Raw genomic sequence first — 19,504 nt, 5'->3', positions numbered from 1 at the left:
ACTGCACCGAATCGATCATTTCAGCGCCTCGCTGAGCGTCGATTCCAGCCCGGCTTCGGTCGGGCTCAGTTGTGTCTGGAGAGGCAAAAAAGGATTGCGAAACACAACATGTAGTGAAAATAGTGTTTTTTTGATCACTTCTTGAACAATCGTCGCCCGGCAGAAAAATAATTGAAAAAAAATCCCGCATAGCCAATCTCGATCAAAGCCCTGTAAACCCTCGCTCCGACTGAAATCACCCTCCCGTTTCACGCACCTGCGCCGATTCGCCTCCCCCCACAAGCATATTTTTTTCCCTATAATGCCGCCCTAATCGGGTCAGCAATATTCCCTTACAGGGATCAACAGCCAATCTGAAGCCCCGCAGCAGCGTCCAACGCTGATTGCGCCCATCAGAGGCTCTCGGAACCCCGTACAAAATCCATGTTTATTTGCCTGCGTCGCATCGCTGCAAAAAACGCTATCCAACGCGGCCAGTACGGCCGTGTGAAAAACCAACCATCAGGTTTCACACGGGCATCTGGCCCTCACGCAGGAGACGACACGTCATGCTGAGCTGGGACGAATTCGACAAAGAAGACAGTGAAGAAGCCGTAGTGAAAGGCGCCAACGCCGGCCACGCCGCTGAAGCCAACATGGACCGCCTCGACAGCGCCGGCGGTGCCGCCGCCCTCGAAGCCCGCGCCGTGACCGCCGAAGACTCGGCCGCCGTGGCCCGCGCCAAGGCTGCACTGGATTCCCTCGACGTCGCCGAAGGCCTCGCCGAACTCGAAGGCTCCGCCGCCCGTGTCGCCGTTGACGAAAAGCGCATGATCAACTGCCGCGCCGACCTCAACCAGCTCGTGCCCTTCAAGTACGACTGGGCCTGGCAGAAATACCTGGACGGCTGCGCAAACCACTGGATGCCGCAAGAAGTCAACATGACCGCCGACATCGCCCTCTGGAAAAACCCGGAAGGCCTGACCGACGACGAGCGCCGCATCGTGATGCGCAACCTCGGCTTCTTCTCCACCGCCGACTCCCTGGTAGCCAACAACCTGGCCCTGGCCGTGTACCGCCTGATCACCAATCCGGAATGCCGCCAGTACATCCTGCGCCAGGCCTTCGAAGAGGCGATCCACACCCACGCCTACCAGTACTGCATCGAATCGCTGGGCATGGATGAAGGCGAAATCTTCAACATGTACCACGAGATCCCGTCGGTAGCGAAAAAAGCCGCCTGGGGCCTCAAATACACCCGCGCCATCTCCGACCCGGAATTCAACACCGGCACCGTCGAAACCGACAAAGAGCTGCTGCGCAACCTGATCGCCTACTACTGCGTCCTGGAAGGCATCTTCTTCTACTGCGGCTTCACCCAGATCCTCTCCATGGGCCGCCGCAACAAAATGACCGGCGTCGCCGAGCAGTTCCAATACATCCTGCGCGACGAATCCATGCACCTGAACTTCGGCATCGACGTGATCAACCAGATCAAAATCGAAAACCCACACCTGTGGGATGCCGAAATGAAGGAAGAAGCTTCGCAGATGATCCTGCAAGGTACTCAACTGGAAATCGAATACGCCCGCGACACCATGCCTCGCGGCGTACTGGGCATGAACGCGGCGATGATGGAGGACTACCTGAAGTTCATCGCTAACCGTCGTCTGAGCCAGATTGGTTTGAAGGAAGAGTATCCAGGGACGACTAACCCGTTCCCTTGGATGAGCGAGATCATGGACTTGAAGAAGGAGAAGAACTTCTTTGAGACTCGGGTTATTGAGTATCAGACTGGTGGGGCGTTGAGCTGGGACTGATCAATCCCGCTGGTATTTGACCTGTTACTACCCATCACCATAGAAAAAGCCCCGTAAATCGGGGCTTTTTCTATGCCCAAACCAAGAATTTACTAGCTTGACTTTTAAGATCCATGACGTTATTAGAATTTTAATAAAATTTTCTAAATTGCCTTTTGGCAACCTATCAATTTTTCGAGAAGTGACAGGAAGTGCTAGGAATCGATTTGTTCTGCGGTGCTGGTGGGATGTCCGTCGGTGCCGAAATGAGCGGCGTGAAGGTGAAATTCGCAGTCGAATCTGACCCGAATGCAGCAAAAACCTTTCGTGAAAATCATATTGAAACGTGCCTATTACAGGCCAACGTCAAGGATATTCGCGCAAAAGAGCACATGGTTCTTAAAACTAAAGGACCAATTGTTCTTTTCGGAGGCCCTCCATGCCAAGGTTTCTCAACATCTAATCAAAAGAATAGAAATGTTGAGAATCCGAATAACTGGCTTTTTCGAGAATATTTGAGACTAGTACAGGAAAGCAGGCCTGACTGGATAGTATTCGAAAATGTTAAAGGTCTATTAGAAACAGAAAGCGGATACTTTTTAGCAGAAGTATTAAAAGGTTTTTCCGACATTGGATACACTACAAGTACCTTTATACTAAATTCCGCGGATTATGGCGTACCGCAGAAGAGAAATCGTTTATTCATAATTGGCTCTCTCCATGGAATCACTGTACCTCCGCCACCAAAAACCGCAAAAAACACATTACAGTAAAAGATGCAATTGCAGACCTACCTCAGTTAAAAAATGGAGATAAACGAGATCACTCCGAATATCTAATGAAAGCCAGCACAGCGTATGCAAAAAAAATTCGCGGAAAAAACAAAGCATGCTGGAATAATATCGTTACAAATAACGCACCATATATCATTGAACGATATGAACACATCCCAGAGGGCGGTAACTGGGAAAACATCCCAGTACACTTGATGGAAAACTATAAAGACGCATCCCGTTGCCACACTGGGATTTACAGACGATTGAAATCTGACGAACCCTCAGTAGTAATAGGTAACTTCAGAAAAAACATGCTGATACATCCCTGGGAAAATAGAGGTCTTTCTGTCAGAGAAGCGGCTCGATTACAGTCTTTCCCGGATTCGTTCAGATTTTATGGCTCTATCGGATTTCAACAACAACAGGTAGGTAATGCAGTTCCCCCACTGCTCGCTAAAGCTGTGTTCGACATGATAATGAGTACGACAAAATGACTGAGCTGAACACTATGCAGGCCTTAGAAGTGATTCTTAAGGAAAAATGCAAGGAAGCTACAAAATTTCCTAGAATGCATAATGATTACTTCATTCAGTACTGCAGTTTCTTGAACAAACTACGTGTAGATATCTATCCACAAATTGATACCGGCCTTGGTGTAAACTCAAAAACTCCAGGATACTACACGGCACATAATGCGGAACATTTCGATGAAGTTGTTCGATATGCTGGCGATTTATTAAATGCCGATATAGAAGACATCGCAAATTGGAAAATTTTACAGCCCTACGAGCTATATATATTATTAGTAGCGATTCGAATTCATGATGTTGGCAACATCCACGGACGTGACGATCATGAAAAAAATGCTTCCAGTTTTTACGGGAACATAGCGAGTTACTAGGGGGCGATACATCCGAATTAAAAATAATAGCACGTATAGCAGAGGCCCATGGCGGAAAAGTTAACGGAAGCCGCGACACCATTGGCACTTTAAACAGCAGTGATCTAGTAGGAACAATTAAGATAAGGTCGCGCTTATTGGCCGCAATTGTTCGTTTTGCGGATGAAATTTGTGAAAACAGCGGAAGGGCGGCTAAATATTTACTAAAACATGGCAATTTACCCACACACAATTTAATTTATCACAAATACGCGGCTTCAATACTTGGCTCGGTTTACGGATCCGATGATAGAAGAGTCAATATTCAATTTGTACTAACAACCGACGACGTATCACAAAGTTGGGGATGTGAGGAACGAAAGCAAGAAGATGGATCCGTCATCAAATCGGTTTATTTAATTGACGAAATTTTAGATCGACTTGAAAAAATGGATCGAGAGAGAAAATACTGCAACATTCACACTAGAGGAACTTACGCAGTAGAATCTATACGCGCAAGCATCGAAATTGTAGATTCTAAAACTCACGAAACACTGGATAAGATACCTGTACCTGAGCTAATGGACGAAGGGTACCCGGAAAACGTGCATTCAAGTTTAAAATCCCAACTGAAAGCTTATTGCGGTTCCGACTATGCCGCCAAGTACATTACAACCATCTCAGGAGAGAGCAATGGAAGGTAATATAATTTCAGAGCTAAAGGTTAATCCGTTTTCTGTAAAAACCCCAGAAAACCTTAGTTCAGAAGAGCTTGTCGATTTATTCGTCCCGTATCCAGAATATGACAACCTTCAGTTGAGCGGTCATCAATTTTTACACGGCCATCGGGGCAGTGGTAAAAGTATGATGCTAAAAATGATGACTCCGGGAGCTCAATGTCTCGCAAGAGGTTGCTCATTACAAGACCTCCCATTCTATGGAGCATATCTTTCAATTAAAGCAACCGAAGTAAACTCAGCTGAGTACTCAAGAATAGAAAGTGAGCCAAGCGGGTTTATCTTCTCCGAACATGTTCTAGTAACAAAAATATTAAGTTCACTGTTCGTTTCCATCTCCGCCCATCATACATTTTTCAGCGCAAACATTGAGCCAAACACAAAATTATCTAACTTTGCATTATCCGTACTTTACAAAAGATTAGAGTACGTTGGCTGGGATGCAAAAAAACATATCGCTGAAAACAACACATCACTCTCAGCGATAATTGACATCTTCGACTCTCTACAAGCAGAAACTGTTGGTTACATAAAACGTAGAGCCTTTTCAAAAGACTACTTCCCTTACTCGGGGTCGTTACTCGGCTTTCAGGACGTACTACTACCCGTAATTCGGGCTCTTCGGGAAAACCAGATACTCCCAGACTGCCCCGTATTTTTCCTACTGGATGACGCGGACAACTTAACGCTACAACAAACAAAAGTTCTGAACACATGGGTTTCTTATAGAAGCACAGATGTCGTTTCTTTAAAAATATCTACCCAGATGGGATACAAAACATTCACCACCTCTTCTGGAATTAAAATTGAAGCGCCTCATGACTATTCGGAAATAAACTTCACTTCCGTTTATACGGGGTCTTTAAAAGATAACTACCCTAAGCTTGTAGAGCAAATAGTTGAAAAACGTTTGCGTCGCTTCGGATTTGGGGATATCAACCCCGCAGATTTTTTCCCTGTAGATAATGATCAAGAAAACGAAATACGTACTATATCAGAGGAAATAAATAAGCGATGGATCAGCTCTACTACTGGGGGCTATCGCGCTGGCGATGATGCATACAGATTTGCTAGGCCAGAATACATTAGGCGTCTTTCAGGAACATCAAAGCAAGGCGCTCGGTATAAATACGCAGGTTTTGAACAGTTGGTTCATATTTCTTCAGGAATAATAAGATTTTTCCTAGAACCAGCAGCAAGGATGTTCGCAGACCAGATAAAAGTCAACGATGGAAAGCCTGTCACCTCTATTTCCGCTGTTATTCAAGACGATGAAATCCGGCAACAATCCGATGAGCTTTTAATTTCAAAATTTGATGAAATAAAAGACGATGCACAGAATTATCCAGACATTTCGGCAAACCTAGGAAACATCGACAAGCTAAAAAACTTGATACAAGGTATCGGTTCACTTTTCCAAGCTCATATCATGGATGAACGAGCATCTCAACGTCGAGTCTTCTCCTTTGTTATCAGTGACAACCCTCCTAAAGAATTGGAAGAAATACTAAAAATGGGGGTGAAGTTTGGTTATTTATATGAAGATGCCACTGGAAATAAAACTGGAATGGGAAGAACAAAGCTGTACGTACTATCCAGAAGGTTGGCACCCGCTTTCAAATTAGACCCAATGGGATTCTCTAATTACCTCTCATTAAAAAGCGGTTTTCTACTTGAAGTTTCCGAAAACCCAAGCAAATTCGTAAATCGGTTACGCAAGTATGGCCCAGAGAAGGTATTGATTGAGTCGCCACAAATGTCTCTACTTGGAGAAATTGACCATGAGTAAAATCCCTCTTTCAGAGCTAAATAGCGAGCTTCTGAATAAGGACTTTGTTCTTTTCTTAGGTTTAGGGTTCGACCAGAGAAGCTTGTGTGCGATACAAAATATAAATCCATCAACTCCAAAAAAAATCATAGGGTTGCTTAACCCACCCCGGGTAGGAACACCGCAAACAAATTATGGTGAAGCTTTTATTTCTTCAGCAGGGCCAAATTCAGAAATTTTAGGTGCAGACTCTAAATCACTAATAGAAACGATTGATCTGATCCAGGAAAAGCTTGAAGAGCCTGGCATAAGGGGTAAGGAAATTGTTGTTGACATTACCTCCCTCTCTCACGAAATGCTAGTTGCATTCATGGGGCTACTCCAAAGTAAAAACCTATTAAAAGGCACAACCCTCTTATACACAGGAGCAGACGAGTACAGCTTCAACACCTCTAAAGATCAAAAGTGGCTGAGTCGAGGGGTTGTTGACATTCGCTCCATACTTGGCTTTCCAGGGACAATGTTACCTTCAAAAAAACTTCACTTAATAATTATGGTGGGCTTCGAGACCGAGCGCTCTACGGAAGTTATAAATAGATATGAGCCTTCTAGACTGACGATCGCCTATGGGGCTAAGGACCATTCTGTATCCGAAGAACACCACCTAACAAACCTTGGATTTGCTCAGAACATCCTCAATAATTTTCTGGAAAACCCCAGATCGATAGACAGTCCTCACAACTTAGAATTTTCATGCACTGACCCTTTTTTCACAAAGTCCTCTTTGGAGAGCTACATAAGTCAGTTCCCGAATGAGAACATCGTTATATGTCCACTAAATACAAAAATATCAACAGTGGGCGCAGCTCTCGCCGCACTAGAGATGCCAGACATACAAATATGCTACGCTCAACCAGCCGAATATAATATCTTGGGGTACGCATCTCCCGGAAAAGAAATCACCATCATAAAGCTTTGACGATTTTATCAGTCGCACACAGCTAGCCTGACAAAAAATAAAATGTCAGGCTCCCCCCCTTAAACCCTATATATGGATAAGAGACCAAGCCTCACAAAAATCAAACATTAATTATTAAACTCATAAATACCCCCTCCTATCCTTGCGCTTACAATATACAAAAAACTCTAACAAATTTAACACCTCACCCACTAATAAATCTCCTACAGATCTTTAAGAATACTCTCTATATCTCCAACTCATAAACAGCTCTAGGTGCCTAAGAAACGCCCAATGTAGAAAGCTTGGCTAATGACACAAACGCACGATCATCTCTGATGATTGATCCGCGTGGTGTGTGGTTGTCCCGCTTGTTGGGATTTCTTAAGTCCACTCTACGTTGGAGCCGGCCCTCCAAAAATTCAAACGTAGAGGTCATCGATATGCCTAGAAGCAACCTTCCCCACCGCCACCAAGTTTTGGAGGCCGGTCGTGTCTGATCCTTTTTCTGTAACAGTCTTCTCCCGCCACAACCTGGCTCTTCATGCGGTTTTACTTGAAAACCAAGCATGGTTCTGTGCTCGCGATATTGGCCGATTGATGGGCGTACATCTGAGTGATCGTTTGGTCAGTAAATTGGACAAAGATCAGCATCGTGTTTTGTGGGTCGAGTATTACAGGCAACCTGCAAAGCAACTGATGCTCAGTGAGTCGGGGGTGTACGCACTATTGCGTGTACCACTACGCGCCCGAGAACCGGTTGCTGCGTGAATGGCTGACCAATCAAGTCGTGCCAACGTTGCGCGATGCAGAGTCTCCAGAGAACACGGATCGACCAACGTTGAGCTTGTTGAACTGGTCGGAGATGTCGTTGAGCCTGCTGCATTGGCAGGATGAAGGCTGGATTCGGCTGCGGGATATGCCGTATCTGCTGGAAGGTCAGGCCCAACGGCGGGAATCGGTTGCCAAGCCTTGGTGGCGAAAAGTCGCGCAGGTGCTTCAGCCGTCGAAGCATTCACTCGGTTAGTGACATACGCTTGTAGGATCAATCGCGAGATCCGTTGCTATTTTTTGTAGGAGTTTTCGTAGACATCCGTAATGGCCACTCAGTATCGTCCGAGGGTTCACAACCCTCGGCGATCTTATGGACATCGAAAAAGAAAAAACTGATTGGAGTGACGAAGAACTAGAAGCGGCGGTCGATGGTTATCTCAAGATGCTTGCGATTGAAAAAAGTGGTCAGAGGCTCAACAAGGCGCACGAGAACCGGCTGCTGCGCGAAGGTGTGCTGAAGAATCGGAGTAGAGGTTCTATTGAGTTCCGAATGCGTAACATCTCCACCGAACTCAGCGATTTGTGTCTGCCATATATCATCGGCTACCTGCCTGCCAAACACCTCGGTGCGGGAGTAGCACAACGGGTTCGTGCTGCGATGATTGCGAAGGGGGCTTTCGATCCAGACGACTATTCACCAACGGCTGACGACCAAGCGCTGAACGCCAAGGTTTCAAGACTGGAACAACGTGAGTTGGTTGGCATTCCACGCGGTATCGAGAAACCGCAACAGACCGTCGGTACAAAAACAACATTTTCACGTGATCCGTTGACCAAGCTTTGGGTTCTGAAAAATGCCAACGGTATTTGCGAAGGGTGTGGACTAGAAGCTCCGTTCAAACTTCCAAATGGTTCACACTTTCTTGAGGTACACCACGTTCAGCATCTCGCCAATGATGGCCCAGACTGGACAACAAATGCCGTGGCCCTGTGCCCGAATTGCCATCGCCGTTGTCACTACTCAAGCGACAAGGATGAATTCACCGAGTCGCTTTATGAAAAAGTGAAACGCCTAGAACGTTATTTGGTGAGCTGATTCAGTTAGTGGCGAAGGAGTTTTCTCTCGCCACAAAAAATGGCAACTGTCAGGGCCAAAAATCCATCCTGAAAACAATCAGTGCAACCCACCCCACCACCCGCTATTAATACCCCTCCACCACTCAAGGACCCGAGCCCCGCCATGAAATTCGATCTAGCCTACTGCCTCAGCCTCGACGACAAGTTGTCGATCTATGACGTTCGCGATCTGAATTTCGATGAGACGGTGGCGTTCGATTCTGCGAAGGAACACTTCCAGTGCCCCAACGATGCCTGTCGTTCGGCCTTCGATGCGTCGAATGAGCTGGGCACGTTCAACGCCAAGAACGTGAATTACGTGCGCACTCCGCATTTCAAGAACCTGCCCACGACGCAGCATGTGGCGGGCTGTCCGTATGTGAGTTTGAAGACTCCGGGGTCGGGCGTTGAGGCGGCGGATGGCGAGGTGGATGGTGGGCCGGAGGAGCATTTTCCGTCGGAGTTGTTACTGACTCGGCGTGAGTATGTGCGCAAGCCTGCGGCGCCCAAGGTGGAAGCGAATGTGTTGCGCGATGATCCGGTACGGGTCGCTGGGGTAAGTGCTAAAGAGTCGGCGAGCCGTGAGACGGCGCCGGACAAGACCAGTGTCTTCGCCCACCCGGTGGAGTGTTTTGTGTCGAACTTCGCCGACAAGGAGCTGCTCAAGCGCATGCCGTTGAAGGTCGGCGAGCATACGGCGCCTTATGGCTCGTTTTTCAAGAAGATCGAGTATCTGCTGGATAACAGGGGGCTGATTTACTGGGGCAAGATCAAGGAGATCAAGGATTACACCCAGAGTTTTCGCATCGATTTCGAGCAGAAGGTCTGGTTCAAGCAGGCGAATGAGGCGAAGAAGAAGCCGTATTCGGTGAATGTCTATTTGAGCAAGAAGCTGATCGACAACTACCGCAAGCGCAAGGCGTTTCTGGAAGAGATCAAACACGCGATCGACAGTGATAAAGCGTTGTTCTGTTTCTTCTACGGCGTGACGCCGGAGCTGAAGCAAGTGCCGAGCAAGAAAAACCCCGAACAGACGTTCGGGGTGTTCAGTGTGAATATCGAGAACCTCGACCACTTCATTGTGCGCGAAGCGCCGGGCCTGGCGTGACGCTTAGTTCTGCGGCAGTTGCAGTTTCACCGCGCCGGGATGCTGTTTGACCACCGAGTACGGCAGGATCGACCAGTCCGGCGCGTCGCACGAGCGTTGTACGCGGGCGAAGTAAGGGCCCAGGTACAGGCCTTTCGCGGTGAAGTGCCAGGACGAATAACCCCAGATGCTTTCATCGGTGAAGTCGCAGTCGTCTTCCTGAGTCGGCTTCTTCATTTCTTCGGGGTACAACGCGGTGAATTGTTTGATCAGCCACGGCACCAGGACTTCCCGTTGATAAGTTGAGCGCGCGGCACTTTCGCTTTCGCTCAACGGTTTGTCACCCAGGCTGTCGCGCTCGGCATGGAGCAGCGGCTGCCCTTTGCCGACCCACAACACATCTTCCAGCGACAACGGGTGGCCGGTGTTGACGTCGATGTTGAGCGGGGAATCGCCGAAGTCCGGGTGCGCGCCGCCGCAGTAATAACTGGTGGAGATGTTCAGGCTGACCACCGCTGGCGAAATCAGCTTGGGTTCCGCCTGCTGCATGAACTCGACGTTTTCCCCGCCCATCAACTGACAACCGTGATAGCTGATGACCTCGCTCCACAACCGCCCGAGCAACTGCTGATTGACCCGTTGCAGGTCATCTTTCGGCAGACCGGATTCCACGCTGAACAAGGAAATCTTCGAGTCTGGCTCCGTCCACCATTGCAGGGTGTAGCCCATGAAGTCCTGCTTCTTCAGCGGTTTGAGCTTGAGCCCCTGGACACGCAAATATTCGTACGGATCGCTGGCCGGCAGCGCGGCAATAAAAGGCAGCGCATTGGATGACGGCGCGGCAAGTTTGGCTTCCGACAGTTGTACGGCGAGCTTCTTGCCCTGCGGACTTTGCCACTCGCCCTGCCAGCCATCGGCGGTTTCTTCCAGCTTCAAGGTCGGCAGCGGTTTGTCGTCGCCATAACGATTGTTACCTTCAACCAGAGTCAGCGTGCTGTCCAGCAACGCGCCACTGAGGGGCAGGTCACGATGGTACTTCTCGTAGAAGTAACGGCCGGTCACTTCGTCCTGCTGTGCGGTATTGAGTTCGACGACGATCGGCGTTTTGCCCAAGGTGCCGGTGAATACGCGCTTGCCCTCGTCGGCGTGAGCGGTGGAAATCAGAGAGCACAACACAGCGGCGCAGGGTGCGAGGCGCATCAGTCCCTTGAGCATTGATCGATCCTTGAATGGAGTGGGGGCAGCGTCGGGGCATGAAAACCGACGCTGGGAAATTCGGGGCGGATTATGACTGCACTGCATGAAGGAATCGAGGTTCGACTCCAACGCGATAAACCGCGACCAGACCAGCCGCAATGGAACGCTGATGGATTTGCTGCTGTACGAATTGGCGCGCAGTGCGCCACTGCCCTTGCATATCCCCCTTCCGTCTGACGGAAAACTACTGGGAGCGGTGTCAGAAGTTTCTGTATCAGCCGAATGCCCACCTGCCACCCCTGCAATGGGCGGTTGACTTACACGTAAGCTTACGCACCTTCAACAGACCGTTCCGACAGCAAACCGGCCTGAGTTTCAGCCAATGGCGCCAGCGAGCCTGCGTTGTACAGGCGCTGGCACGGCTGGCGGCGGGGGAAGCCGTGACGAGAGTCGCCCTGGATTTCGGCGATGAAAGCCCGGCGGCATTCTCGACCATGTCCCGCCGCATCCTCGGTCAGGCACCGTCCGTCTGGTTGAAGGCGGCGAAGTAGGGCAAATCAAAAAATGCGTTTGATCCCGGCCGAAAACAACTGTACAAAAACACAGTATATTTTCCATCAGCACTCTCGAGCCCGGAGCACACCATGGCCTCTTTAGCGATGAACCTCATTCTCGAACGTATCGCCCTCTTCCAGTTCACCCCGACCCATTGCGTACAGGCCCGGGTAATGCTCGGCTGGAGCGTGGAGCAACTGTCGCGGGAGGCCGAGGTTTCGGTAGACGACATTCAGGGGTTTGAAGCGCAGCAGGATGTGGCGGATGCGACACGGTTGGCGCTGGCCTATCGGTTTGAGGCACAGGGGTTGGTGTTCTTCCCGGGGTTTGCGCCGGGGCGCAGTGCGAGTTTGAAGGGGGTGACACCGGAGAGTGTGGAGCGTGGGGATTTTGCGATGGCTGAATGAAGGCTCAAGGACATGATCAAAATTGAAGAAATCGAACGTGATGTTTATCAGTCTTTAGAACTTGCCGATGCCGAGGATATGCGAGGTAAATCGGAACGCGTTAGCCAACTGGCCGAGCTCATCAAAACGCTTGGCACCTGTGAAGCAGAGGCAGCACGCAAGCTTGAGCTTTCTTTGGTAAAGCTGAAAGAGATCCTTCGTGGCAAGTTTCGAGAGGTGCCGATAATCACGATTGAGCACTACATTAATCGGTTGTCGGGAACCGGCGACGGAAGTGACCTGATTCGCTCCGCAGAGCGAATCAGGTCAAAGCCTCAAGCGCTCTGAACAACAACCTCACCCTCCCCTTCAACCGCCAGCCACCACGTACTCCCCCGCTGCGGTTGCGCCAGGTTGAAGGCCTCGCCCATTTGCGGGGTGGTGATGGAGACGCTGCGCTCCCAGGCCAGGGCGAGGATGCGGTCGAAAGGTTCGTGCCAGGCGTGCATGGCCAGGTCGAAGGTGCCGTTGTGGATCGGGAAGAGCCAGCGACCCTTGAGGTCGATGTGGGCTTGCAGGGTTTCTTCGGGCTGCATGTGAACGTGGGGCCATTCGACGTTGTAGGCGCCGGTTTCCATCAAAGTCAGGTCGAACGGGCCGTATTGTTCGCCGATGCGTTTGAAGCCGTTGAAGTAGCCGCTGTCGCCGCTGAAGAAGATGCGTTTGTCACCATCGATCATCACCCAGGACGCCCACAGGGTGGCGTTGCTGTCGAACAGCCCACGGCCTGAAAAGTGTTGCGACGGGGTGGCGATGAAACGAATACCGGCGACCTCGGTGCCTTGCCACCAGTCGAACTGGCGGACTTTATCGGCGTCGATGCCCCATTTGACCAGGGTGTCGCCGACGCCCAACGGGGTCAGGAAGACGTTGGTCTTGGCCGCGAGTTTGAGCACGGCCTCGTAGTCGAGATGGTCGTAGTGGTTGTGCGACAGGATCACCGCTTCGATCGGTGGCAACTCATCGATGCTGATCGGTGGCTGGTGGAAACGTTTCGGGCCGGCCCATTGCACCGGAGAAGCGCGCTCGGCGAACACCGGGTCGGTGATCCAGAATTTGTCCTGCATCTTCAGCAGCAGGGTCGAGTGACCAAGGCGGTAAACGCTGTGGTTAGGCGCCGCCAGCAGGTCTTCGCGGGTCAGGGGCTGCACCGGGATGGCCCCTGCGGGGCGGGTGTTGTGGGGTTTGTGGAAGATCATGTTCCACATGATTCGCAGCATCTTGCGTACGCCTTCCCGTTGCACCGGGGCATGGTTGCGGAACAGTCCCTGATCCTGCCGGGAGGCTTCAGGCGTGGATGCCGCGTTTGTCGAGTCGTGATTCGCGGAGGAAATTGAATTGGCCATGAATGAATGACTCCAGAAAAACCGAACAATTCACGGTTTTCCACGGTGGGACGATAAAGGGCCAAGGCACGCACGCATCAGCCGGACATCTGGTTTTAGGGTGCACCGATTAAGACAACATTACACTGATCGGTGTAGTTTCTAGGTTGCATCAAACCGGATGACAAGTAAACTGCCGAGTGTAATTTCCTCTTTTTTCTGCCGAATCGAATTTATGACAGCTCCACAGCGCCTCACCGACCGTAAACGCGAAGCCATCATTCAGGCGGCCATCACCGAGTTTCGCGCCAACGGTTTCGACATCACCAGCATGGACAGGATTGCGGCGACCGCCGGGGTATCGAAGCGCACCGTTTACAACCATTTCCCGAGTAAAGAGGAGCTGTTCGCCGAAATTCTCGGCCAGTTGTGGGCGCGGATCAGCACTGAGCAATCCCTGGCCTATCAACCTGAGCAACCTTTGCGCGACCAACTGCGCCAGATCCTGCTGGCCAAATTGCAGCTGATGGCCGACGAAAACTTTCTCAACCTGGCGCGGGTTGCCATCGCCGCCACCATTCACTCCCCGGAGCGCGCGCAGAACATGGTGGCGCGCATGCGCGAACGCGAAGAAAGCGTGACTGTGTGGATCCGCGCCGCCCAGACCGCTGGCCGACTCAAACCGGTCGACCCGGAATTCGCCGCGCATCAGGTGCAAGGTCTGCTGAAAGCCTTCGCCTTCTGGCCACAGATTTCCATGGGCCAACCTACCCTCGACAGCGCCACGCAAAACACCGTGGTCGAGGCCGCTCTGGACATGTTTCTGGCCTGCTACCAGCTCTAGACCGGGACTGCGCGAGCCTTTATCCCGGTTAAATGGCTCACAAGGACACTGAATATTCCCGCTGGAATAAATGACAATGTCTGCCAATTGGCCGACGACCGGTCAGTCAGAGTTTTACACTGCAAAGTGTTTCAGAATGAATCTGGCGCAGAACATCATGGAAAACCAACGCGGCAAAGGCTTGTCATTCGCCAGGCGCATCTACCTTCCACGGGCCATTGGCCTGGGCATTGGCATGTTCAGTGTCGGTGCCGCGCTGTACCCGTTGAACCCGCCGGCCTGGCTCTGGGCTCTGTTGCTGTTCAATGGTCTGGCCTGGCCTCATGTGGCCTATCAGGTGTCGACCCGCTCGGCATTTCCCTATCACGCCGAACGCCGCAACCTGCTGTATGACTCGGTCTTCGGTGGTTTCTGGGCCGCGAGCTTTCAATTCAATCCGCTGACCACCGTCACCATCCTGTCGATGATGACCATGAACAACGTGGCGGCCGGCGGTCAGCGACTGTGCATGCTTGGCGCCCTCGCTCAGCTGATTGGCGTGCTGCTGGGCTGGTCGATTTTCGGGGTGAAGTTCAGCCTCACCACCACACCGATTCAGGTCTGGGCATGCCTGCCCATGCTCACGCTCTACCCGCTGGCCCTGGGCATGGTCTGTTACCGTCTGGCGATAAAACTCGGGGAACACAAACGCACCCTCAGCGCCCTCAGTCGCACCGACAGCCTGACCGGTCTGCTCAACCACGGCGCCTGGAAAGACCTGCTGCACCTGAAATTCCAGCAATGCCACGAGCACAACAGCCAGGCCACACTGGCGCTGATCGACATCGATCATTTCAAAGTGATCAACGACAGTTACGGCCATATCGTCGGCGACACGGTACTGCGCCAGCTGAGCCGTGAACTGAAATCCCTGCTGGACCAGCGTGATCTGGCCGGCCGCTATGGCGGCGACGAGTTCTGCGTGATCCTGCCCAACCTGCCGTTGACCAAGGCCGAAGCATTGATGGAGCAACTGCGCCAGGCCCTGCACCAATACCGCCACCCCGATGTACCCGAATTACGGGTCAGCCTGAGCATCGGACTGGCGCGCTATCAACGCGCTTACCCCGACGCACTCGACTGGCTGGACGATGCCGACAAAGCGTTGTATACCGCCAAACACACGGGCCGTAACACAATCAGCGTAGCGTTGGGCCATTCCAGCGTCTGACAAAACTTGTACAAAAGCTGTCGCATTCGTTTTCTTGTACATGAACAAACAGTTTGTATAAGATCTGCTCGCCAACCAGGATGCTGGCATTATGCAGTCCACGTCGAACGCCATCCACGTTCGGCCTGCCAGTGCGGGAACAGGGACAACACCTCAAGCCCTATTTCCGGAGCGCAGCCAAAATGTTCTTCAACCGTCACCAGTCCGCCCTCGACGACCTGCAGCAGACCGTCGCCCAGCAAGCCAGCCTGCTCGATGCCATTGACCGCTCCATGGCGGTGATTGAATTCGATCTCGATGCGGTGGTGCTGCGTGCCAACGACAACTTCCTGAAGACCATGGGTTACACCGCCGAACAGGTGATCGGTCAGTCCCATCGCCGCTTCTGTACGCCGGAGGTATCCCGCAGCAGCCAGTACAGCGAGCTGTGGTCACGATTGAAAAACGGCCAGTTCCAGTCCGGCACTTTCGAACGCGTCGACAGCCAGGGCCGGCCAATCTGGCTCGAAGCCAGTTACAACCCGATCAAGGACGCCTCGGGCCGCGTGGTGAAAGTGGTCAAGTACGCAATGGATGTCACCGCCAAGGTGCAGCAGGAAAGCGAAGCCAATGCCAAGTTGCAGGCGATCGACCGGGCCATGGCGGTGATCGAATTCGATCTCGACGGCAACATTCTTACGGCCAACCAGAATTTTCTGACGCGCATGGGTTACACCCTGGCCGAACTCAAGGGTAAACATCACCGCTTGTTCTGCACCCCGGAACTGGTCAACAGCAGCGCCTATCAGGATTTCTGGCGCCGACTGAATCAGGGCGAGTTGTTCCAGGGCCAGTTCGAACGCGTGGACAAACACGGGCGCACGGTATGGCTGGAGGCCAATTACAACCCGGTCTACGACGCCTCGGGCCGGTTGAGCAAAGTGGTGAAATTCGCCTCGGACGTCACTGCCCGGGTCGAGCAGCACGAGCAGGATGCGCGTAGCGCCAGCGCCGCTTATCACATCTCGGTGGCGACCCGGAAAGTCGCCGAACAAGGCACTCAAGTGATCCAGCAGGCAGCCAGCGAAATGCGCGAGATCGCCGATGACATCGCCGAATCTTCAACCCTGATCGCACAACTCGGCGAGCGCTCCGAACAGATCACCGCCATCGTCAACACCATCCGCTCGATTGCCGATCAGACCAATCTGCTGGCGCTCAACGCCGCCATCGAGGCGGCTCGTGCCGGTGAACAGGGACGCGGCTTTGCCGTGGTGGCGGACGAAGTTCGGCAACTGGCGGCACGCACCAGCGGTTCAACGGCGGAGATCTCCAACATGATCGGTCTGATCCAGAGCGAAACCCGTCAGGCGATCAAAAGCATGGACGGCACCCGTGGCCGGGCGGCACAGGGGGTGGAACTGGCGGATCAGGCGGGGACGGTGATTTTGCAGATTCGTGATGGCGCCGGTGAAGCGGTTGAGGCGGTGAGCATGTTTGCCAATGAGCGGGCGCCGGGGTGATGCCCCGTTAACGGGGGGGGGATCAAATTTGTGTCGGGCCGCTGGATCGGCCCGCCCCCTTCTCGGGCTACCCGTATCACGCCAACCGCAACGCCCGCCCCAATTCATCGAACAACGTCACCACCGAGCGCAATGCCCGACAATCCGGGCGGGTCAGCAGCCACAACGCCGTGTCGTAGCCATGCAGCGGCTCACTCAAGGCCTGTAAATCCTCGTTGATCAGAAAGTCGGGCAACGCCGCCACCCCGAGCCCGGCCCGCACCAGTTCAGTCACCGACAACATGCTGTTGCAACGATAACCCGGCGTCACCCCGGGCAGATGCTGGCGGCGCCAGGCGATGGTCGGGTGATCCGGCAGGAAATCGTCCGGGGCGATCCAGGTCAACGCCGCCAGATCCGTAGGATCGACACCTTGCAGGTAGCCGGCACTGGCGCAGACCCGGTAGGAAACCTTCGCCAATTGGCGTCCGACCAGATGCTCCGGCGGTGAGCGCGTCAGACGCAGGGCGATGTCGGCATCGCGGCGGCTGAGGTTGGCGAAATCGTTGGAAGTGCTCAGCTCAAGGGTCAGCGCCGGGTAGTTCGGCATGAACTGCGCCAGCGCTGGCAACAGCAAGCCTTGCAGCACCGAATCGGTACAGGTCAGGCGCACCGTGCCGCTGACCACTTCGCCGCCCTGCTCCACGCCAATGCGCGCCGCTTCCAGTGCCTGTTCGGCGCGCTCGGCCTGCTCCGCCAGCGACTGCGCAAGGCTCGTGGGCAGATACCCGGCGCGGCTTTTTTCGAACAATTGCTGGCCGAGCGCCGCCTCGAGTCGACGCACCGCACGAAACACCGTCGACACATCCACCTTCAACAGCTGCGCAGCCCGGGCCAGAGAGCCGCCGCGCACCAGCGCGAGAATCAGCGCCAGATCCGGATAGTCGAGTTGATAGTGCGTCGATGCATTGATCACTTGGGCAAACGCCAATATTGAGTGCGTGAACGCCAATCTATAGTGGCTTCCATCCCTCAACAAGCACAGCGAGTCCTCATGGAATCCAGAGTTCTGCGCATCGCCCTGATCGGCGATCACGATCCGCACGTCACCGCCCACCAGGCCATTCCCGTCGCCCTCGGCCTAGTGGCTGAATTCACTGGTCGCGACATGCAATTTGAATGGCTGGCAACGGAACAGATTCACGCCGACACGCCGCTGGAGAATTACCACGGGTTCTGGGGTGTTCCGGCCACCCCTTACAACAGCGAGGGCGGCGCGCTGCGGGCGATTCGTTTTGCCCGCGAACAGCAGCGACCTTTCCTCGGCACCTGCGGTGGTTTTCAGCATGCGGTGCTGGAGTTTTCCCGCAACGTCCTTGGCTGGACCGATGCCGAGCATGGCGAAGTCGCGCCCAACGCCGAACGTGCCGTGCTCACGCCGTTGACCTGTGCCTTGGTGGAAGCGGTGGACAGCATTCATCTGCTGCCCGGCTCGTTGATCGCCCAGGCGTACGAAACGTCGGAGATTCGAGAAGGCTATCGCTGCCGCTTCGGTGTGAATCCGCAGTTCGAGCAACAACTGCTGAGCCACGGCCTGCACGCCGTGGGCCACGATTCGGCGGGTGACCTGCGCGCCATCGAACTCAAGGGTCACCCGTTTTTTGTCGCCACCCTGTTTCAGCCGGAACGCGCGGCTCTCAAGGGGCAGATGCCACCGCTGGTGCGGGCGTTTGTCGACGCCTGTGCAGAGCGCCGGTCATGATGAGCGAGACACCCGAGGCGCCGTATTACGCGGTGATTTTCACCTCGACCCGCACCGAGGGTGATCAGGGTTACGCCGAAGCCGCCGAACGCATGCTGGAACTGGTTCGCGAGCAGCCGGGGTTTCTCGGCGTTGAATCGGTACGGGGCACGGATGGCGTGGGGATCACGGTTTCGTACTGGGCCAGTGAAGCGGCGATTCTGGCGTGGAAGGAACATCCCGAACATCGACTGATTCGCGAGCGCGGGCGTTCGACGTGGTATGCGGCCTGTCACACACGGGTATGCCAGGTTGAGCGGGATTATCGGTTTGGCTGAGATCCGGCGGTGCCTTTCAGATCGCCTTCGCGGGCAAGCCCGGCTTCCACAGGGGCAACACACTCCAATGTGGGAGCCGGGCTTGCCCGCAAAAAGGCCCGAACCGTCATCCCTTCAGCAGACTGCGCACCGCCTCAATCTCCGGCACTTCCCGTTTGCTCATGTAAACCCGCAATGGCTCGCTGATGTTGATCCGCTCATCGATGTTCTGATCCAGCAGCAACTGAATCCGCTCGCGGCTCAAGGTCATGGTCTGCTCGGTGACCGGCGTCCAGACGAATTCGCTGGTGGGAATGATGCCGTCATCGGCCACGTCCATGCCGAACGAGTCTTCGCTGAAACGCACGATGTAGTGACCGGTCTTGCGATTGAGGCCGACAAAACCCTTGAGGTCGTCGGCAGCCTGGCAGATGAGTTGGGAAGTGATGCGCATGGTAAACCTCACGAAAAAGATCGATGGTCTACACGCAGGGCGGTGAGGCACACCCTCTGC

21 protein-coding genes and 2 pseudogenes are annotated in these 19,504 nt (G+C 53.3%); 18 read left to right on the top strand and 5 right to left on the bottom strand.

From position 1 onward, the window contains the following. Nucleotides 1-15: 15 nt before the first annotated feature. The gene (locus N8H74_RS11750; RefSeq protein WP_262147683.1) at nucleotides 16-252 is read right to left on the bottom strand and encodes a hypothetical protein; all 237 of its coding nucleotides are present in this window, start codon (nucleotides 250-252) and stop codon (nucleotides 16-18) included. A gap of 296 nt (nucleotides 253-548) precedes the next feature. Here N8H74_RS11750 and N8H74_RS11745 point away from each other — a divergent pair, with 296 nt between their 5' ends. The 10 genes and pseudogenes from N8H74_RS11745 to N8H74_RS11705 all read left to right on the top strand — a co-directional run bounded on the left by N8H74_RS11745 (nucleotide 549) and on the right by N8H74_RS11705 (nucleotide 9,895). Next, complete coding sequence (locus tag N8H74_RS11745) at nucleotides 549-1,799, top strand: ribonucleotide-diphosphate reductase subunit beta (protein WP_217832935.1); 1,251 nt, start codon at nucleotides 549-551, stop codon at nucleotides 1,797-1,799. A 191-nt stretch (nucleotides 1,800-1,990) separates the two neighbouring features. Continuing rightward, nucleotides 1,991-2,551: a DNA cytosine methyltransferase gene (locus N8H74_RS29345; protein ID WP_347710403.1), complete on the top strand. Its 561-nt coding sequence runs from the start codon at nucleotides 1,991-1,993 to the stop codon at nucleotides 2,549-2,551. Next, complete coding sequence (locus N8H74_RS29340; RefSeq protein ID WP_347710405.1) at nucleotides 2,479-3,048, top strand: DNA cytosine methyltransferase; 570 nt, start codon at nucleotides 2,479-2,481, stop codon at nucleotides 3,046-3,048. Before N8H74_RS29345 ends, N8H74_RS29340 begins: the two co-directional genes overlap by 73 nt. Next, on the top strand, nucleotides 3,045-3,455 hold the full coding sequence (locus tag N8H74_RS11735; RefSeq protein WP_262147680.1) for a hypothetical protein: 411 nt from the start codon (nucleotides 3,045-3,047) through the stop codon (nucleotides 3,453-3,455). The genes N8H74_RS29340 and N8H74_RS11735 overlap by 4 nt, the downstream gene beginning before the upstream one ends. Nucleotides 3,456-3,592: 137 nt before the next feature. Then, complete coding sequence (locus N8H74_RS11730) at nucleotides 3,593-4,138, top strand: hypothetical protein (protein ID WP_262147678.1); 546 nt, start codon at nucleotides 3,593-3,595, stop codon at nucleotides 4,136-4,138. Then, on the top strand, nucleotides 4,128-5,960 hold the full coding sequence (locus N8H74_RS11725; protein WP_262147677.1) for a hypothetical protein: 1,833 nt from the start codon (nucleotides 4,128-4,130) through the stop codon (nucleotides 5,958-5,960). Before N8H74_RS11730 ends, N8H74_RS11725 begins: the two co-directional genes overlap by 11 nt. Further along, on the top strand, nucleotides 5,953-6,918 hold the full coding sequence (locus N8H74_RS11720; protein WP_262147675.1) for a hypothetical protein: 966 nt from the start codon (nucleotides 5,953-5,955) through the stop codon (nucleotides 6,916-6,918). Before N8H74_RS11725 ends, N8H74_RS11720 begins: the two co-directional genes overlap by 8 nt. 471 nt (nucleotides 6,919-7,389) lie before the next feature. After that, nucleotides 7,390-7,924, top strand: a pseudogene (locus N8H74_RS11715) (Bro-N domain-containing protein). A gap of 117 nt (nucleotides 7,925-8,041) precedes the next feature. Further along, the gene (locus N8H74_RS11710) at nucleotides 8,042-8,767 is read left to right on the top strand and encodes an HNH endonuclease (RefSeq protein ID WP_262147673.1); all 726 of its coding nucleotides are present in this window, start codon (nucleotides 8,042-8,044) and stop codon (nucleotides 8,765-8,767) included. 144 nt (nucleotides 8,768-8,911) lie between these two features. Then, nucleotides 8,912-9,895: a hypothetical protein gene (locus tag N8H74_RS11705; RefSeq protein ID WP_262147672.1), complete on the top strand. Its 984-nt coding sequence runs from the start codon at nucleotides 8,912-8,914 to the stop codon at nucleotides 9,893-9,895. Between the two features lie 3 nt (nucleotides 9,896-9,898). Here N8H74_RS11705 and N8H74_RS11700 read toward each other — a convergent pair whose 3' ends face one another. Then, nucleotides 9,899-11,089, bottom strand: coding sequence for a hypothetical protein (locus tag N8H74_RS11700; protein WP_262147670.1), 1,191 nt, complete (start codon nucleotides 11,087-11,089; stop codon nucleotides 9,899-9,901). A gap of 124 nt (nucleotides 11,090-11,213) precedes the next feature. Between N8H74_RS11700 and N8H74_RS11695 the strand changes: the two are divergent. The 3 genes and pseudogenes from N8H74_RS11695 to N8H74_RS11685 form a co-directional block, all read left to right on the top strand. Continuing rightward, a pseudogene (locus tag N8H74_RS11695) lies at nucleotides 11,214-11,622 on the top strand (AraC family transcriptional regulator); the annotation flags it as partial. A 93-nt stretch (nucleotides 11,623-11,715) separates the two neighbouring features. Continuing rightward, a complete protein-coding gene (locus N8H74_RS11690) occupies nucleotides 11,716-12,033 on the top strand; it encodes an XRE family transcriptional regulator (RefSeq protein WP_262147668.1) in 318 nt (105 codons plus the stop codon). Nucleotides 12,034-12,045: 12 nt separating this feature from the next. Next, on the top strand, nucleotides 12,046-12,360 hold the full coding sequence (locus N8H74_RS11685) for a helix-turn-helix domain-containing protein (protein ID WP_262147666.1): 315 nt from the start codon (nucleotides 12,046-12,048) through the stop codon (nucleotides 12,358-12,360). Here N8H74_RS11685 and N8H74_RS11680 read toward each other — a convergent pair. Next, a complete protein-coding gene (locus N8H74_RS11680) occupies nucleotides 12,348-13,418 on the bottom strand; it encodes an MBL fold metallo-hydrolase (RefSeq protein WP_262147664.1) in 1,071 nt (356 codons plus the stop codon). The genes N8H74_RS11685 and N8H74_RS11680 overlap by 13 nt on opposite strands. A 214-nt stretch (nucleotides 13,419-13,632) precedes the next feature. Here N8H74_RS11680 and N8H74_RS11675 point away from each other — a divergent pair, with 214 nt between their 5' ends. From N8H74_RS11675 to N8H74_RS11665, 3 genes are all read left to right on the top strand, one after another. Continuing rightward, entirely contained in the window at nucleotides 13,633-14,241 is a 609-nt protein-coding gene (locus tag N8H74_RS11675; protein WP_262147662.1) for a TetR/AcrR family transcriptional regulator, read from the top strand. A 157-nt stretch (nucleotides 14,242-14,398) separates the two neighbouring features. Continuing rightward, nucleotides 14,399-15,451 (top strand): diguanylate cyclase, encoded by a 1,053-nt coding sequence (locus N8H74_RS11670; protein ID WP_262147722.1) that lies wholly within the window; start codon nucleotides 14,399-14,401, stop codon nucleotides 15,449-15,451. A gap of 182 nt (nucleotides 15,452-15,633) precedes the next feature. Continuing rightward, complete coding sequence (locus N8H74_RS11665) at nucleotides 15,634-16,953, top strand: PAS domain-containing methyl-accepting chemotaxis protein (RefSeq protein ID WP_262147661.1); 1,320 nt, start codon at nucleotides 15,634-15,636, stop codon at nucleotides 16,951-16,953. A gap of 76 nt (nucleotides 16,954-17,029) precedes the next feature. Here the strand turns inward: N8H74_RS11665 and N8H74_RS11660 are convergent, their stop codons facing one another. Then, nucleotides 17,030-17,971 (bottom strand): LysR family transcriptional regulator, encoded by a 942-nt coding sequence (locus N8H74_RS11660; protein WP_262147659.1) that lies wholly within the window; start codon nucleotides 17,969-17,971, stop codon nucleotides 17,030-17,032. A 15-nt stretch (nucleotides 17,972-17,986) separates the two neighbouring features. On the opposite strand from N8H74_RS11660, the gene N8H74_RS11655 reads away from it, so the two are divergent. Both N8H74_RS11655 and N8H74_RS11650 read left to right on the top strand, forming a co-directional pair. Further along, nucleotides 17,987-18,694, top strand: coding sequence for a CTP synthase (locus tag N8H74_RS11655; protein WP_262147657.1), 708 nt, complete (start codon nucleotides 17,987-17,989; stop codon nucleotides 18,692-18,694). Beyond that, complete coding sequence (locus N8H74_RS11650) at nucleotides 18,691-19,011, top strand: antibiotic biosynthesis monooxygenase (RefSeq protein WP_262147655.1); 321 nt, start codon at nucleotides 18,691-18,693, stop codon at nucleotides 19,009-19,011. The genes N8H74_RS11655 and N8H74_RS11650 overlap by 4 nt, the downstream gene beginning before the upstream one ends. 106 nt (nucleotides 19,012-19,117) lie before the next feature. On the opposite strand, the gene N8H74_RS11645 is transcribed toward N8H74_RS11650, so the two are convergent. Next, nucleotides 19,118-19,444: a DUF2025 family protein gene (locus N8H74_RS11645; protein WP_217832924.1), complete on the bottom strand. Its 327-nt coding sequence runs from the start codon at nucleotides 19,442-19,444 to the stop codon at nucleotides 19,118-19,120. Between the last annotated feature and the right edge of the window lie 60 nt (nucleotides 19,445-19,504).

The organism is Pseudomonas sp. B2M1-30 (assembly GCF_025447575.1).
Taxonomy (GTDB): domain Bacteria; phylum Pseudomonadota; class Gammaproteobacteria; order Pseudomonadales; family Pseudomonadaceae; genus Aquipseudomonas; species Aquipseudomonas botevensis.
Note: the sequence above shows the minus strand (reverse complement) of the source record. Positions and strands in the feature narration are given on the sequence as shown.